This window comes from Tenacibaculum sediminilitoris (assembly GCF_964513795.1).
Taxonomy (GTDB): Bacteria; Bacteroidota; Bacteroidia; order Flavobacteriales; family Flavobacteriaceae; genus Polaribacter; species Polaribacter sediminilitoris.
Map to the genome: position 1 here is coordinate 41961 of NZ_CAZEQR010000049.1, position 15956 is coordinate 57916.

At 31.7% G+C, this 15956-nt stretch carries 13 protein-coding genes; 6 read left to right on the forward strand and 7 right to left on the reverse strand.

Annotation, left to right across the window (positions count from 1 at the left end):
* Positions 1–5: 5 nt before the first annotated feature.
* Both ACKTSW_RS12345 and ACKTSW_RS12350 read right to left on the reverse strand, forming a co-directional pair.
* Positions 6–923, reverse strand: a complete 918-nt coding sequence (locus ACKTSW_RS12345) for a hypothetical protein (protein WP_408025554.1) — start codon at positions 921–923, stop codon at positions 6–8.
* A 99-nt stretch (positions 924–1022) separates the two neighbouring features.
* Positions 1023–1487 (reverse strand): hypothetical protein, encoded by a 465-nt coding sequence (locus ACKTSW_RS12350; protein WP_408025555.1) that lies wholly within the window; start codon positions 1485–1487, stop codon positions 1023–1025.
* A 78-nt stretch (positions 1488–1565) separates the two neighbouring features.
* On the opposite strand from ACKTSW_RS12350, the gene ACKTSW_RS12355 reads away from it, so the two are divergent.
* Both ACKTSW_RS12355 and ACKTSW_RS12360 read left to right on the forward strand, forming a co-directional pair.
* Positions 1566–2675 (forward strand): NAD(P)/FAD-dependent oxidoreductase, encoded by a 1110-nt coding sequence (locus ACKTSW_RS12355; RefSeq protein ID WP_408025661.1) that lies wholly within the window; start codon positions 1566–1568, stop codon positions 2673–2675.
* A 26-nt stretch (positions 2676–2701) separates the two neighbouring features.
* Positions 2702–3151 carry a 3-oxoacyl-ACP synthase gene (locus tag ACKTSW_RS12360; RefSeq protein ID WP_408025556.1) on the forward strand — a complete coding sequence of 150 codons (450 nt, stop codon included), beginning with the start codon at positions 2702–2704 and terminating at the stop codon, positions 3149–3151.
* A gap of 177 nt (positions 3152–3328) precedes the next feature.
* Here ACKTSW_RS12360 and ACKTSW_RS12365 read toward each other — a convergent pair whose 3' ends face one another.
* From ACKTSW_RS12365 to ACKTSW_RS12385, 5 genes are all read right to left on the reverse strand, one after another.
* Positions 3329–4273, reverse strand: coding sequence for an ABC transporter ATP-binding protein (locus tag ACKTSW_RS12365; RefSeq protein WP_408025557.1), 945 nt, complete (start codon positions 4271–4273; stop codon positions 3329–3331).
* A 62-nt stretch (positions 4274–4335) separates the two neighbouring features.
* Positions 4336–5208 (reverse strand): 30S ribosomal protein S6--L-glutamate ligase, encoded by an 873-nt coding sequence (gene rimK / locus ACKTSW_RS12370; protein WP_408025558.1) that lies wholly within the window; start codon positions 5206–5208, stop codon positions 4336–4338.
* 3 nt (positions 5209–5211) lie between these two features.
* The gene (locus ACKTSW_RS12375) at positions 5212–5625 is read right to left on the reverse strand and encodes an ATP-dependent zinc protease family protein (RefSeq protein ID WP_408025559.1); all 414 of its coding nucleotides are present in this window, start codon (positions 5623–5625) and stop codon (positions 5212–5214) included.
* Between the two features lie 123 nt (positions 5626–5748).
* Positions 5749–7827: a M13 family metallopeptidase gene (locus ACKTSW_RS12380; protein WP_408025560.1), complete on the reverse strand. Its 2079-nt coding sequence runs from the start codon at positions 7825–7827 to the stop codon at positions 5749–5751.
* Between the two features lie 113 nt (positions 7828–7940).
* The gene (locus tag ACKTSW_RS12385) at positions 7941–10100 is read right to left on the reverse strand and encodes a prolyl oligopeptidase family serine peptidase (RefSeq protein WP_408025561.1); all 2160 of its coding nucleotides are present in this window, start codon (positions 10098–10100) and stop codon (positions 7941–7943) included.
* Between the two features lie 146 nt (positions 10101–10246).
* Between ACKTSW_RS12385 and trxA the strand changes: the two genes are divergently transcribed.
* The 4 genes from trxA to ACKTSW_RS12405 all read left to right on the forward strand — a co-directional run bounded on the left by trxA (position 10247) and on the right by ACKTSW_RS12405 (position 15933).
* Complete coding sequence (gene trxA / locus ACKTSW_RS12390; RefSeq protein ID WP_408025562.1) at positions 10247–10606, forward strand: thioredoxin; 360 nt, start codon at positions 10247–10249, stop codon at positions 10604–10606.
* A gap of 304 nt (positions 10607–10910) precedes the next feature.
* Positions 10911–11882 carry a ribonucleotide-diphosphate reductase subunit beta gene (locus tag ACKTSW_RS12395; RefSeq protein ID WP_408025563.1) on the forward strand — a complete coding sequence of 324 codons (972 nt, stop codon included), beginning with the start codon at positions 10911–10913 and terminating at the stop codon, positions 11880–11882.
* A 170-nt stretch (positions 11883–12052) separates the two neighbouring features.
* On the forward strand, positions 12053–14437 hold the full coding sequence (locus ACKTSW_RS12400; RefSeq protein ID WP_408025564.1) for a ribonucleoside-diphosphate reductase subunit alpha: 2385 nt from the start codon (positions 12053–12055) through the stop codon (positions 14435–14437).
* 158 nt (positions 14438–14595) lie between these two features.
* Positions 14596–15933, forward strand: a complete 1338-nt coding sequence (locus ACKTSW_RS12405) for a deoxyguanosinetriphosphate triphosphohydrolase (RefSeq protein WP_408025662.1) — start codon at positions 14596–14598, stop codon at positions 15931–15933.
* The last annotated feature ends 23 nt before the right edge of the window (positions 15934–15956 follow it).

Consider the following 15956-nt stretch of genomic DNA (forward strand, 5'->3'; position numbering starts at 1 on the left):
TATTTTTATTTCCTTTTCGGAACTGTTTCTCTTTCTATTTTAGTACGTTTTCTACTGCTATTTCTTACAGCTGGTTTTGTAGTACTTGTTTTTTCTCCTTTTAAATATTGTATAAATCCTCTTCCTGAAAAAACATATGTTGTTTGAGAACTAACATGAAATAACTCTATCGTCTCGTCATTTATAACGGTTAAATCGAACTCTTCAGTATCTCCATTATCATAATTAAGTGTTAAATATTTTAGGTTTTCAACACCTTGAACGTTACGAACTATATAGCCTCCCACATAATCCCATTTAATATAATCAATATCTGTGCCAAAAGGATCGTGTGAAGAGTAGAAAGTTACATCATTTTCAGGAGTAAATTGTAAGTAATGCTCATCATCAAAAGCATTAGGGTTACCTCCAGAAGCATCAGTTCTTTCCCAAGCAACAAACTCTTGTAAAAAATACTCAATATTGTCATAAAACAACATGTCATAATCAAAATTATTTCTTTGATAACCAATTAAATAATAGCTTACATTTTGCGATAAATCATCAATTCTAATTTCGTTACTAGAAAGTTGCACTACATCAAATTCATAATAACCATCAACATCATGGCGAGTTTCTAAAATGGTTCCATAAGTACCATAACTTCCAACAGCAATTCCTAAACCATTTCCTGTTTTACCAATATCTACGATATTGTTATTTGCATACATAGTTCCGTTTAAAAAAGAAATAGTAAAAGCTCTAGATAAAAAAGGAACTTCGCCACTACCTGTTGTTTTGTGATAATCTATATACCATAAGTCATAACTTGAAATGTATTGGTGTAATGAAGAACCATTATCTATAATATCATTTCTTACAACACACGACATAAGTGTTGCACCACTAATAAGTAGTAATAAGAGTAATTTTATACGTTTCATAAGCACTCGTTTTATGGTTATGTTTAAAAGTTTTCAAATTACGTGCCAAAAATAAAAAACACCTCTTAAGAGGTGTTTTTTATTTTTATATAGGAGGCTTTATTGCATAAAAACCTTCTTTTCTTTTTTTATATTTTCTACTTTTACATAGTGTATTTTTTCTCCTATGGAATAAGAAATAACTGCTTCATTTTCTTTTAATTCGAAAGGAAAGTTTTCTTTAGAAGTGTTTCCGTATTCCTCTTTAGAGTTAGCATGTAAGACAAGGTCTTTTTGAGCTTTACTAGACGAAGTCTTATAGCGCGCAGCAATATATTGTTTATCACCATGTTGCTCAACAACAGCTTTGGTAATTCTACTTTGAAAATATACGTTTTTGAAATTAACAGACTCTTTTGTAGTAAAATTAATAATTAAGTTAGTAGAGTTATAGCTACCTTTTACACCACCAGTTATATAAGAATAGTTTGCAGACCCTATTTTAAAAGGTGGATTGTTTTCCATTTTTACACTTGCACATTGTGTAAAACTTAAAGACAGTATTAAGATTCCTAATAGTTTCATAGAATTACTTTTTTATTGTTTATTTTTAAACACTCAAGGAGTGTACCAAGTAGCAAATATAAAAAGATTTATATGAAGTTGAGTTTCAGTTATTGGGAATTAAAAGAATGGTTTACAAATATTGATTTTACTATAGTAGGAAGTGGAATTGTAGGATTAAACTGTGCGTTACAATTACGAGAAAAGTATCCAAAAGCAAAAATTCTAGTTTTAGAAAAAGGAATGTTACCACAAGGAGCAAGTACTAAGAATGCAGGATTTGCCTGTTTCGGAAGCTTATCAGAATTAATTGATGATTTACAAACACATACCGAAGAGGAGGTTTTTAACTTGGTAAAAAAACGATGGCAAGGTTTACAACTTTTAAGAACAACATTGGGTGATAAAAATATTGATTTTCAACAAAACAAAGGGTATGAACTCTTTTTAACAACAGAATTCTACGAATTGTGTTTAGATAAAAAGAATGCTATAAATAAGCTTCTAGAACCATTATTTTCTTCAGATGTTTTTACCGTTGATGATAACAAGTTTCATTTTAAAAGCATCCATCAAAACTATATTACTAATCTATTTGAAGGACAGATAGATACAGGTAAAATGGCAGCAAAATTGCTAGAAAAAGTCTTGTCTTCAGGAATAAAAATCATCAATAATATTCAAGTTAAAGAGTTTTCTGAAAATAATGAACATGTAGCCATACAAACAAATCAAATAACATTTAAGACTAAAAAGTTATTTATGGCTACCAATGGTTTTGCAAACCAGTTATTAAATGAAAAAGTACAACCAGCAAGAGCACAAGTTTTAATTACCAAACCAATAAGAAACCTACACATCAAAGGAACCTTTCATTTAGATAAAGGCTATTATTACTTTAGAAATATTGATGATAGAATTTTGTTTGGAGGAGGAAGAAATCTAGACTTTAAAGGTGAAGAAACCACTAATTTTGGAGAGACAGCACTTATTCAAAACAAATTAGAAGAAATTTTGAAAACTACAATTTTACCAAACTCAGAAATAGAAATAGACCACTGTTGGAGTGGAATTATGGGTGTTGGAAATCGAAAAAAAGCGATCTTAAAACAGCTTTCAAATAATGTGTTTTGTGGTGTACGGCTAGGTGGAATGGGAGTCGCTATAGGAAGTTTAGTAGGAAAAGAGTTAGCAGAACTTATTAATTAACGTCCTTTTACAGTGTAAAGAGAAATATGAATATAAAAGAAGAATTATATAAACTATGTGAGTTGTATATAAGCAAGCGTTTAAAAACAGTAGAAGAAATCATTATTTCTCATCAAAAAGATTTGCAATCAGAAACAAAAAGCTCTGCTGGAGATAAGCATGAAACGGGTAGAGCAATGCTACAGTTAGAAATGGAAAAAGCAAGTCAGCAGCTTAGTGGAATTTCTCAAATGAAAGAAACTCTTGCTAAAATTAACACAGAAACAGTTTCAACTATTGCTCACTTAGGAAGTATAGTAACTACCTCAACAATTAGTTATTTTATAAGTGTAAGTGTGGGGCTATTAACTGTTGATAATAAAAAGTATTTTGCTATTTCTTCATCTTCACCCATTGGAAAGTTAATTTTGGGTAAAAAAGAAGGAGATTTTTTCGAGTTTAATGGAGTAAAAAACACGATTAAAGAAATTTTTTAAAAAAGGTAGGGTAAAATAAAAGTTATTTGTTTTACATGCAGGAAAGGTTGTTATAACCATTTAGAAAAAGAACCTACAATACACTTTTATCTTTTGGTGTTTAGACGATAAGGGTGTATTTTTTTTAGAAAATAATTTATTTTAAGATAGTTGTAGTAATAATTATTGAGATAGTTATTATTGGTTTAAACAGTCTTTTTTTAATTTAAAATTGACTGTTTTTTTATGCTCAATATTTTCAAAGTGATTTATAAAAATTGATTGGTTATTATAAGCAACTTCGATTAACCAATATTCTCCTTTAAAATAAGTGTTTAAGACATTTCCTTCTAAGTTTGAAGGTGCTTCAATAATTTTTAGTTGATTAGGGTATAATAATAGAGTTTGTTTGTTAATAATAAGCTCATTTACATCATCAAACAAAGATGCAACGTATTTTTCTTTTGGGTATTTATATAGGTTTGATGGACTATCGTACGCAATAATTTGACAGTTTCGAATTACCATCATTGTATCAGCAAAAGAAAGAGTATCATTTCCGTCGTGTGTTGCAACGATACAAGCAATATTTTTCTTTTTCAAATAGGTAAATAATCGTCTTCTTAATGAGTTCTTTTTAAAATTATCTATTTGGCTAAAAGGCTCATCTAATAATAGTAACTCAGGTTCTTTGGCTAATGCTCTAGCAATAGCTACTCGTTGTTGCTGTCCTCCGCTTAAGTTTTTAACTTTTTCGCCAGCTAATTTAGTCATTTCAATAACCTCAAGTAATTCTTGAGTTCTATTTTCTGCTTCTTCTGGATAGAATCGTGACAAGAACTTTTTTATATTCTCACTTACTGAAGTAAACGGCATTAAATCGAAATCTTGTGCTACATATTTAAAAAAATCCATACCAGGAACAAGGTAGTGTTTGGGGCCTAAAATTTGTGTCTTATCCCAGTACAAATTACCGTTGTCAACATCAAGCAAACCATAAACTATTTTTAAAAGTGTAGATTTTCCACAACCACTTTCACCCATAACGCATAGATGTTCACCTTTTTGAAGTGTAAAATGGATGTTTTCTAAGGTTTTTTCTTTTGACGAATAAGTAAAAGAAATATTATTTACTTGTAGCATGGCAACAAATGTAACTGTTTAGTTACAAACAAAAAACCGATACTCTATGCATCGGTTTTGTTTTAAGCGCTTCTTTCTACGTAGCGAATAATGCTTTTAGCCACATCTTTTCCTGTGGCCTTTTCTATACCTTCTAAACCAGGTGAAGAATTCACTTCTAAAATTAACGGACCTCTATCTGATTGTAACATATCTACACCAGCAACACCTAACTTCATTACCTTAACAGCTTTTAAAGCAGCATTTTCTTCTTCATCTGTTAACTCTATAATTTCTGAAGTTCCTCCTCTATGTAGGTTTGATCTAAATTCACCTTCTTTTCCTTGACGTTTCATGGCTCCAACAACAACACCATCAACCACAAAAACACGAATATCTGCCCCTTTAGCTTCTTTAATATACTCTTGAACAATTACACGAGCTTGTAAGCCATTAAATGCTTCTATAACAGATTCTGCGGCTTTTTTGGTTTCAGCTAAAACTACACCTAAACCTTGTGTTCCTTCTAAAAGTTTAACAATTAAAGGTGCTCCACCTACTTTTTTAATAATTTCAGAAGTGTCTTTTGAGTAGTTCGTAAAAACGGTTTTAGGTAGCCCTAAATTTGCTCTTGAAAGCACTTGTAAGCTACTCAATTTGTCTCTAGACCTAACCAAAGCTTGAGATTCTACAGCAGAAAATACTTTCATCATTTCAAATTGACGTACCACAGCAGTACCGTAAAAAGTAACTGAAGCCCCAATACGAGGTATAATAGCATCAACATCAGTTACAAGTTCATGGTTATATACTATAGCAGGCTTTCTTTTTTCGATAATTAAATCACATTTGGTATGATCTAACACTAGTATTTCATGGCCTCTTTTTTCGCCTGCTTCTACTAAACGTTTTGTTGAATATAATTTTGAATTTCTAGAAAGGATAACGATTTTCATTTTTTATATTTCTTTTGATGCAATGTTTTTCTGTGAAACATCAACTATAAATTTCTTGTTTAAAAATTTTCTACCAATTAAAACTGGATAATTCATTTTACCCCTATTAGATAGAGATAGTTTTATTTTGTATTTTTTCCCGTAAAAAACGGCTGAGGTAGATACAACATACCTTTTTTGTTTTTTACCGTTAGAACTTCTTATGTTTTTTACCTGATACTTGGTCGTTTGCAGCAATTTATTGTTGTACTTTTCTGTTTTAGGGCATAGGAGTATAAATTTCAATAGTCCATCTTTTTCTTCAATATGCTTACAATGTATTGCAGAAGTATATGCCCCAGTATCTATTTTTGCAGGTAAATCTTCAATATCCCATTTTATAAAGGATATTTTTTCAACTCTTCCAATTAATTTCATTTTTACTTAAAAAGTTAAGGAGGACGAATTACTTACTATTTTTTGAAATATACAACACCTACATTAAAAATAAAAAAACCAGTGTATATACACTGGTTTAAAGGTACTTGTTTTTTATTGAATTTACCAAATTCTAACGCGATCTTCTGGCTTTAAGTACATTTGATCACCTTCTTTAACCTCAAATGCTTCATAGAAAGCATCTACATTTTTAAGAGGCATGTAAGCTCTGTACATTCCAGGAGCGTGTGTATCTGTCATAATGCGGTTTTTCAATGCTTCATCACGCATTTTAGTTCTCCATATAGTTCCCCAAGAAAGGAAAAAACGTTGTTCTGGTGTAAATCCGTCAATTTTTTCTGGACGACCATTCTTTTCTAAGAAAATTTGTAATCCTTCATAAGCAGCTTGTACACCGCCTAAATCACCAATGTTTTCACCTAATGTAAACTCCCCGTTTAAGTGCATGCTATCAATAGCAACAATATCACTGTATTGTTTTATTAATTTAGCACCTGCTTCTTTGAATTTTTTAGAATCTTCCTCAGTCCACCAGTTTTTAAGATTTCCATCACCGTCGAAACGAGCACCAGAGTCATCAAAACTATGTGAAATTTCGTGACCAATAACAGCTCCAATTCCTCCATAATTTACAGCTTCATCTGCTTTATAGTTATAGAAAGGAGGTTGTAAAATTGCTGCTGGGAATACAATTTCATTATTTACAGGGTTAAAGTAAGCATTTACCGTTTGAGGAGACATTCCCCACTCAGTTCTATCTACTTCCTTACCTAATTTAGCCATATCTTTTTCAAAATTCCATTTACGAATATTTACAGCATTATCATAGTATGTACCTCCTTGATCTAACCCATTAACTAATAGAGTTGAATAATCTTTCCATTTATCAGGGTATGCAATCTTCACAGTTAATTTGTGTAACTTTTCTAAAGCTTTTTCTTTGGTTTCAGCACTCATCCAAGGTAATTGTGCAATACGCTTTTCAAAACCTAACATTACATTGTCAATCATTTCCTTAGCCTTTTTCTTTGCTTCAGGAGGAAACTTCTCATCTACATACAATTTACCTAAGGCTTCACCAATAGCTCCGTTTAAGCTTGCTAAAGCACGTTCATCTCTTGGGCGTTGTTGCTTAGCTCCACGCATTTCTTTGCTGTAAAACTCCCAAGCAGCTTTTTCTAAGTCAGTAGATAATAAACCTAACGAGTTATTAATAGAATTCCAACGTAATGATAATTTAATAGTTTCGATAGGACTATTTTTAAGTACGTCATTCATTGCTTTGAAATACCCAGGGTCTGTAACAATAATCTTATCAATACTATCAACACCAATTCCTTTTAAATGAGACTCCCAATCAATTATTGGAGCTAATTCAGTTAATTCAGCAACCGTCATTGGATTGTAAATTTTACGAGTATCTCTACGCTCTTCTTTTGTCATCTTAGGTTCAGCTAAACTTCTTTCAAAAGCAACAATTGTAGCAGCGTTCTTTTTAGCTGTAGCTTCATCGTCACCAAACTCTTGGAACATTTTAGCGACAAACACTTCGTATTTTTCTAGCTTATCTTTTACCTTTTCATCTACATAGTAGTCTCTTGACAAACCAAGTCCACCAGCTCCCATGTAACCAGCATTCATACTGCTGTTTTTAAGATCGTTAAATACACCAAAATCATAAAACCCAGCACCTCCATAAGGAGCCATGTTGGTAATAAAAGTTTGTACGTCGTTTAAGTCTTTAATTTCTTCAATTTTTTGAAGGAATGGTTGTATAGGCGCTTTACCAGTTTTATTTCTAGCTACGGTATCCATAATAGTTTCGTAGTAGTTTACAGCCTTTTTTTGGTCAGAGTCTATTTCATTTCCTTCAGCATCTTTTATTTTTGGAAAATTACCTTCTTCAATAGCTTTGTTTAAGATATTTAATACATCAGCTGTTGTTGTTTTTCTTAATTGATTAAACCCCCCCCAAGAAGTTTCATCAGCAGGAATATCAGTATTATCAATCCAAGAACCGTTAACATATCTAAAGAAATCATCGGTAGGTTTAACCGAAGTATCCATATTTTCTAAAACAATTGCCTGTACTTTTTCTTCAGGCTTTTTGTCTGTTTTACATGCAATAACTCCTAAAGAAGCAACGGCAGTAGTAAACAGCATTTTGTGAATGGTTTTCATTTTTAATGTTTTTTGAATAAGTTTTAATTTTAACAAACTACCTCGAGATTTTGTCCCCGAGGTAGTAAATTTACTTTAAATAAGAGTCTGTTTTTATAAAAATGTTACAGTTTTTAACTTTTAATTTTTGATTTTGGAGCATTTGGTAATGTTTCAAAACCCATATTAAACAGCGTGAAACCGAAAATATCAGCGTATTGCTCAATAGTTTTTGCTACAGGAGTTCCTGCTCCGTGACCAGCGTTTGTTTCAATTCTAATTAAAACAGGATTATTTCCTTGTTGTTTGTCTTGCAACTCAGCTGCAAATTTAAAACTATGTGCTGGTACAACACGATCATCATGATCTCCTGTTGTTACCATGGTTGCGGGGTATAGAGTACCTTCTTTTACATTATGCACAGGTGAATATCCTTTTAAATATTCAAACATTTCTTTGCTTTGTTCTGAAGTTCCATAATCGTATGCCCAACCAGCTCCTGCTGTAAAGGTGTGGTAACGTAACATATCTAGTACTCCAACAGCTGGTAAAGCTACCTTCATTAAATCAGGACGTTGAGTCATCGTAGCTCCTACTAATAAACCACCGTTAGAACCTCCTCTAATTGCTAAATAATCTGATGAAGTATAGTTTTCTTTAATCAAGTATTCAGCAGCAGCAATAAAATCGTCAAATACATTTTGTTTTTTTAATTGTGTACCTGCATTGTGCCACTTTTTACCATATTCTCCACCACCACGTAGGTTAGGTACAGCATAAACACCACCTTGCTCCATCCAAACTGCATTAGCAATACTAAAATTAGGGGTTAAACTTACATTGAATCCTCCATAACCATATAAAATAGTTGGGTTTTTACCGTTTAACTCTAACCCTTTTTTATAAGTGATAATCATAGGAACTTTAGTTCCGTCTTTTGAAGTATAAAATACTTGTTTACTTTCGTAATCATCTGCATTAAATGAAATAGCCGGTTTCCAGTATAACTCATAGGTTCCATCTTCCGGATTGAACTTGTATGAAGAACTCGGTGTGTTGTAGTTGGTAAAAGAGAAATACAAATCTTTAGCATCAGTTTTCCCTCCAAAACCACTTGCAGAACCTACACCTGGCAACTTTACTTCACGGATTAATTTTCCGTCAAAATCGTATTGTACTACTTTTGATACTGCATCAACCATGTATTTAGCAAAGAAATATCCAGCTCCTGTTGAAGGAGATAGTACATTTTCTGTTTCAGGAATAAAATCTACCCAATTTTCTGGAGTTGGATTAGAAGCGTCTACTGTAACTACTTTTTTGTTTGGTGCATTTAAGTTTGTAACTAAGTACAACTTACTATCTCTATTATCAATTACATAGGTATCACTATCGAAATTATCGATAATAGGCATTAATTTACTATTAGCATTGGTTAAGTCTTTTATAAATAATTTGTTTCCAGAAGTAGATGTAGAAGCAGATACTAATAAGTAGTTATTATCTTCAGTTAAATATCCACCTACATAACGATGTTTTTCTTCTGGAGTAGCGCCAAAAATAATTTCATCAGAACTTTGTGAGGTTCCTAGTTTATGAAAGTATAACTTATGTTGATCTGTCTTTGCCGATAATTGACTTCCTTTAGGTTTGTCATAACTAGAGTAATAAAAACCTTCGTTTCCTTTCCAAGCAATTCCTGAGAATTTTACATCTACTAAAGTATCTTCTTTAATTTCTTTAGTTTCTGCATCCATAATAATAACCTTTCTCCAATCACTTCCTCCTTCAGAAATAGTATAAGCAACTGTTTTTCCATCTTTAGTAAAGTTTACAGAACCTAATGAGGTGGTTCCGTCTTCAGCAAATGTATTTGGATCTAAAAAAACCTCTTTTTTACCATCTTTGTCTTTTCTATATAAAAGATACTGATTTTGTAACCCGTTGTTTTTATAAAAATAAGTATAATCTCCTTCTTTAAAAGGAGTTCCTACTTTTTCATAATTCCATAATTCTGATAAACGTTCTTTTAATTGTTCACGATATGGAATTTTGTCTAAATAATTAAAAGTAACTTCGTTTTCAGCTTTTACCCAAGCTCCAGTTTCGTCACTTTTATCGTCTTCTAACCAACGATAATTATCGGTTACTTTTGTACCAAAATAGTCGTCTACAACAGGTTTTTTAGTTGTTTCAGGATAGTTCACACTAATATTATTTTTAGGTTGTTTTTCTTCTTTACAAGAAACAAAAATAGTTCCTGCACAGATAATAGGAAGAAGGATTTTTCTCATGATTAAAAAATTGGTTAATTAAGCCCAAAGTTAGAAGAAAAACGATCATAACTATTTATTTTAAGATGAATTTAACAAAAACACCGTGTAAATCAAATGAAATAAAAACGACTACCTTTGCATAATTATAATATATTTAGATAAAGATGACTGAGAATTTAAACAAAGAAATTTTTTTAAAAAAGGTTTTTAACTATGAAGAAAATAAAGAATGGAAGTTTGAAGGAGAGTTACCAGCATTAATCGATTTTTATGCTGATTGGTGTGGGCCTTGCAAAGCACTTGCTCCTGTTTTAGAAGAATTGAGCCAAGAGTATAAAGGAAAAATTAATATTTATAAAATAGATACAGAAGCAGAACAAGAATTATCAGCAGCTTTTGGAATTAGAAGTATACCTTCTATGTTATTTTGTCCTGCCAATGAAGACCCTCAAATGGCTCATGGAGCTTTACCAAAAAAACAGATTGAACAAATAATTTTAGATGTCTTGAAGGTTCAAAAATAACTCTACAGAATAAGAAAATAAATTTTTAAAAAGTGATACATTTTGTGTCACTTTTTTTTTGTTGAAACACAAAATAAGAAACTCAGTGAGTATCACTTATCAAGCGTTTTTTTTATTTTTAAAGTATTGATTTTTAAGTTTTTGTAAAAACTTAAAAATGTTGTAAATTGAAGAATAAAAAGAAATTTGTTAAAAACTTCAAGGGATTTGTGAATAAGTATAGCTTTCAGAATTTAGCAAATTTTCCAATCTTTGTTTCTCCCTCGAGTAAGAAAAAATAACAGACTAAAATAGCTTTAAAAGCATGGCATCAATTGAACCAATTTTACAAGAAAATAAAGACAGATTTGTAATTTTTCCAATCCAACATAATGACTTGTGGGAATGGTATAAAAAACAACAAGCTTGTTTTTGGACTGCTGAAGAAATTGATTTGCATTCAGACCTAATAGATTGGAATTCTAAGTTAACAGATGATGAACGTTATTTTATAAAGCATATTTTAGCATTTTTTGCTGCATCTGATGGAATTGTAAATGAAAATCTAGCAGAAAATTTTGTAAATGAAGTTCAGTACTCAGAAGCAAAATTTTTTTACGGTTTTCAAATAATGATGGAGAATATTCATTCTGAAACGTATTCTTTATTAATAGATACTTATATTAAGAACGAAGAGGAGAAGTCAAGACTGTTTCAAGCAATTGATAATTTTCCTGCTATAAAAAAGAAAGCAGATTGGGCATTAAAGTGGATTGAATCTGACTCGTTTGCAGAGCGTTTAATTGCTTTTGCAGCAGTAGAAGGAATTTTCTTTTCAGGTTCTTTCTGTTCAATTTTCTGGTTAAAGAAGCGTGGATTATTACCTGGGTTAACTTTTTCTAATGAGTTAATTTCTCGTGATGAAGGAATGCACTGTGATTTTGCAGTACATTTACATAATAACCACTTGGTAAATAAAGTGCCAAAAGAAAGAATAAAAGAAATTATTATTTCAGCTTTAAATATTGAAAGAGAGTTTATTACTGAGTCGTTACCTGTAAGTTTAATAGGTATGAATGCGATATTGATGACCCAATATTTAGAATATGTTACCGATAGACTACTTTTAGAATTCGGATGTGAAAAAGAGTATGGGTCTACCAATCCATTTGATTTTATGGAAATGATATCATTGGAAGGGAAAACTAACTTCTTTGAAAAAAGAGTATCAGAGTACCAAAAAGCTGGAGTTAAATCTGGTGGTACAGGAAGCATAAGCTTCGATGCTGATTTTTAAACCTAAAAACTGCTACTCCCCCTACATGCAGTATTTCAACTAGAGCACTTTGTAGTGTTTTACTGTTATAAAACGTTTCAAAAGGAAGCAAAAAAAGTATTAACATTTTTGTGTTGTTATAAAAAGTTATGTTTTAACAATGCTGTCAACCAATAAAAACCAATATCAATATGTATGTAGTAAAAAGAGACGGTAGAAAAGAGCCTGTGATGTTCGATAAAATCACAGCAAGGGTTAGAAAAATGTGCTATGGATTAAACAATATTGTTGATCCAGTAAAAGTAGCAATGCGTGTTATTGAAGGGTTATACGATGGAGTAACAACTTCTGAATTAGATAATTTAGCTGCAGAAATAGCTGCAACAATGACAACAGCACACCCTGACTATGCGAAATTAGCAGCAAGAATTGCCGTGTCTAACCTACATAAAAACACCAAAAAATCGTTTTCTGAAACGATGATTGATTTATATGAGTATGTTAACCCAAGAACAGAAAAAAAATCACCATTATTAGCAGATGATGTATATAAAATTATCATGGATAATGCTGATAAACTAGATTCAACTATTATTTATAGTCGTGATTTTAACTATGATTATTTTGGTTTTAAAACATTAGAACGCTCTTATTTACTAAAGCTAAATGGAAACATTGTTGAGCGTCCACAACAAATGTTAATGCGTGTTGCTATAGGGATTCATAAAGAAGATATTGACGAGGCAATTGCTACATACGAGTTAATGAGTAAGAAATACTTTACACATGCTACACCAACGTTATTTAATTCAGGTACGCCAAAACCGCAAATGTCATCTTGCTTCTTACTACAAATGCAAGACGATAGTATTGATGGTATTTATGATACGTTAAAACAAACAGCTAAAATTTCACAGTCAGCAGGAGGTATCGGTTTGTCTATTCATAATATTCGTGCTACAGGTAGTTATATTGCAGGCACTAATGGAACATCAAACGGAATTGTGCCTATGTTACGTGTATTCAACGATACAGCACGTTACGTAGATCAAGGAGGAGGAAAACGTAAAGGTTCTTTTGCTATGTATTTAGAGCCATGGCATGCTGATATTTATGATTTTTTAGACTTGAAGAAAAACCATGGTAAAGAAGAAATGCGTGCGCGTGATTTATTTTATGCTATGTGGATTTCAGACTTATTCATGAAACGGGTACAAGAAGATGCTGACTGGACTTTGATGTGCCCACACGAGTGTCCTCATTTATACGATACATATGGTGAAGAATTTGAGCGTTTATATACAAGCTATGAAGCTGCTGGTAAAGGAAGAAAAACCATTAAAGCACGTGATTTATGGGAGAAAATCTTAGAATCACAAATAGAAACAGGTACTCCGTACATGTTATATAAAGATGCAGCAAACCGTAAATCAAACCAAAAAAACTTAGGAACCATTCGTTCTTCAAACTTATGCACTGAAATTATGGAGTATACTGCTGAAGATGAAGTAGCAGTATGTAACTTAGCCTCTATTGCAATACCAATGTTTGTTGGCGAAGATGAAAATGGAAATAAGTTTTTTGATCATAAAAAACTATTTAAAGTAACTAAAAAGGTTATTAGAAACTTAGATACGGTAATTGACCGTAACTATTATCCAGTAAAAGAAGCAGAGAACTCAAATTTCCGTCACCGTCCAGTAGGGTTAGGAATTCAAGGGTTGGCAGATGCTTTTATTATGTTACGCTTACCATTTACATCAGAAGAAGCAAAAAAACTAAATCAAGAGATTTTTGAAACGCTGTATTTTGCTGCTGTAACCTCATCAATGGAAGTTGCTAAAGTAAAAGGGGCATATTCAACCTTTAAAGGTTCACCAATGTCAGAAGGAGAGTTTCAATACAATATGTGGGGGATTAAAGATGATGAATTAAGTGGTCGTTGGGACTGGGATAAACTACGTAAAAATGTTAAAAAACATGGAGTCCGTAACTCACTATTAGTAGCACCAATGCCTACAGCATCTACGTCTCAAATTTTAGGAAATAATGAAGCATTTGAACCATATACTTCTAATATTTATACACGTAGAGTATTATCAGGAGAGTTTATTGTAGTAAACAAACATTTACTAGAAGATTTAGTTGAATTAAACTTATGGGACAACAATATGAAAGAAGATATTATGCGTGCTAACGGATCTATCCAACATATTGAAGCAATTCCACAAGAGTTAAAAGACTTATACAAAACGGTTTGGGAAATGAGTATGAAAGATATTATTGATATGGCACGCCATAGAGGGTACTTTATTGATCAATCTCAATCGTTAAATTTATTTATGAAAGATCCTGACTATGGGAAGCTAACTTCTATGCATTTTTATGCCTGGAAGTCTGGATTAAAGACAGGGATGTATTATTTACGTACAAAATCTGCCGTAAATGCGAAGCAATTCACATTAAACGTAGAAAAGAAAGAAGAAGATAAACCAATGAGCCCAGAAGAATTTAAGGCTATGGTAGAAGCTTCTAAAGATGCTGGTCCAGACGATTGTTTAATGTGTGGATCTTAAAAAAAATGTTATTGCGAACAAAGTGAAGCAATCTTTACAAGAGAAAACTTTCATTTTTTTGCTCACAATGAATAATTACCAATTAAATTAAAAGTGATAAAAGAGAGGCCGATAGGCTTCTCTTTTTTGTATTTTCGACAAAATTTTATTTACGGATGATGAACTGGGAACAACTCCTTTCTTTAAAACGTTTCGGCGATGCCCAAAAGCGTTTACGTGCACAACAAGACGAAACTCGTTTGGGTTTTGAGGTAGATTTTGATAGAATTATATTTTCATCAGCTTTTCGAAGTTTACAAGATAAAACACAAGTAATTCCGTTGTCAAAAACCGATTTTGTTCACACGCGTTTAACACATAGTTTAGAAGTATCAGTAGTTGGTAGAACCCTAGGAAGACGTGTAGGTAAAGTATTGTTAGAGCGTCATCCGAAGTTACAAGACTTGGGCTACACTTTTAATGATTTTGGAGCTATTGTCGCTTCGGCATCAGTAATGCACGATATTGGAAACCCACCATTTGGACATTCAGGAGAGAAAGCTATTGGAGAATACTTTAAAACAGGAAAAGGGCTTCAGTATAAAAGTCAATTAACCGATTTAGAGTATCAAGATATAATCGATTTTGAAGGAAATGCAAATGGGTTTAGAATTCTCACAGAAAATAGAGAAGGAATTCAAGGAGGTTTACGTTTGTCGTATGCAACTCTAGGTGCTTTTTTAAAATATCCTAAAGAAAGTCTTCCCAAAAAACCAACCAACCATATAGTTGATAAAAAATACGGCTTTTTTCAATCAGAAAAAGAAGCTTTTTTAGATCTTGTTAAAGATTTAGGGTTGTGTAAAAAAGAAAGTGAAGGAATATCGTTTTATCGCCACCCCTTAGCTTATTTGGTAGAAGCAGCAGATGATATTTGTTATACAATTATTGATTTTGAAGATGGTATTAATCTGGGATTAATAGATGAAGATTATGCGTTAGAGTATATGATTAAATTAGTAAAAGATGTAATTGATAGTAAAAAATATCACTCATTAAAGCACACAAAAGATAGAGTAAGTTATTTACGCGCATTAGCTATAGGAGTGTTAATTAATGAAGCAGTAGCTATATTTTTAGATAATGAAGAAGCTATTTTAAATGGAACATTTGATAAAGGATTATTAGATAAGTGCCAGTATGAAGCACAAATTAATGATATAATAAAAATAAGTGTAGATAAAATTTACAAGAGTAAAGAGGTTGTAGAAAAAGAAGTTGCTGGATATAAGATTATAGCTGATTTACTAGATGCTTTTGTAATAGCATTAAATAATAAGTTTGAAGGAAAGCAGTCTAATTACGATAAGTTAGTATTAAATTTAATTCCAGAAGAATTTCAACAAGAAAGAGACAAATTATATAATAGAATTATGCAAATATGTAGTTACATAGCTGGTTTATCAGATGGGTATGCTATTCGTTTACATAAAAAAATTATGGGAAATATTAGTTAGAAAGTGTTAAATAGCTGTTATTT

Coding starts and splice junctions, on each gene's coding strand:
- ACKTSW_RS12345 (WP_408025554.1), bottom strand. CDS start 923: ATGAAACGTATAAAATTACTCTTATTACTACTTATTAGTGGTGCAACA.
- ACKTSW_RS12350 (WP_408025555.1), bottom strand. CDS start 1,487: ATGAAACTATTAGGAATCTTAATACTGTCTTTAAGTTTTACACAATGT.
- ACKTSW_RS12360 (WP_408025556.1), top strand. CDS start 2,702: ATGAATATAAAAGAAGAATTATATAAACTATGTGAGTTGTATATAAGC.
- ACKTSW_RS12365 (WP_408025557.1), bottom strand. CDS start 4,273: ATGCTACAAGTAAATAATATTTCTTTTACTTATTCGTCAAAAGAAAAA.
- rimK (WP_408025558.1), bottom strand. CDS start 5,208: ATGAAAATCGTTATCCTTTCTAGAAATTCAAAATTATATTCAACAAAA.
- ACKTSW_RS12375 (WP_408025559.1), bottom strand. CDS start 5,625: ATGAAATTAATTGGAAGAGTTGAAAAAATATCCTTTATAAAATGGGAT.
- ACKTSW_RS12380 (WP_408025560.1), bottom strand. CDS start 7,827: ATGAAAACCATTCACAAAATGCTGTTTACTACTGCCGTTGCTTCTTTA.
- ACKTSW_RS12385 (WP_408025561.1), bottom strand. CDS start 10,100: ATGAGAAAAATCCTTCTTCCTATTATCTGTGCAGGAACTATTTTTGTT.
- trxA (WP_408025562.1), top strand. CDS start 10,247: ATGACTGAGAATTTAAACAAAGAAATTTTTTTAAAAAAGGTTTTTAAC.
- ACKTSW_RS12395 (WP_408025563.1), top strand. CDS start 10,911: ATGGCATCAATTGAACCAATTTTACAAGAAAATAAAGACAGATTTGTA.
- ACKTSW_RS12400 (WP_408025564.1), top strand. CDS start 12,053: ATGTATGTAGTAAAAAGAGACGGTAGAAAAGAGCCTGTGATGTTCGAT.
- ACKTSW_RS12405 (WP_408025662.1), top strand. CDS start 14,596: ATGAACTGGGAACAACTCCTTTCTTTAAAACGTTTCGGCGATGCCCAA.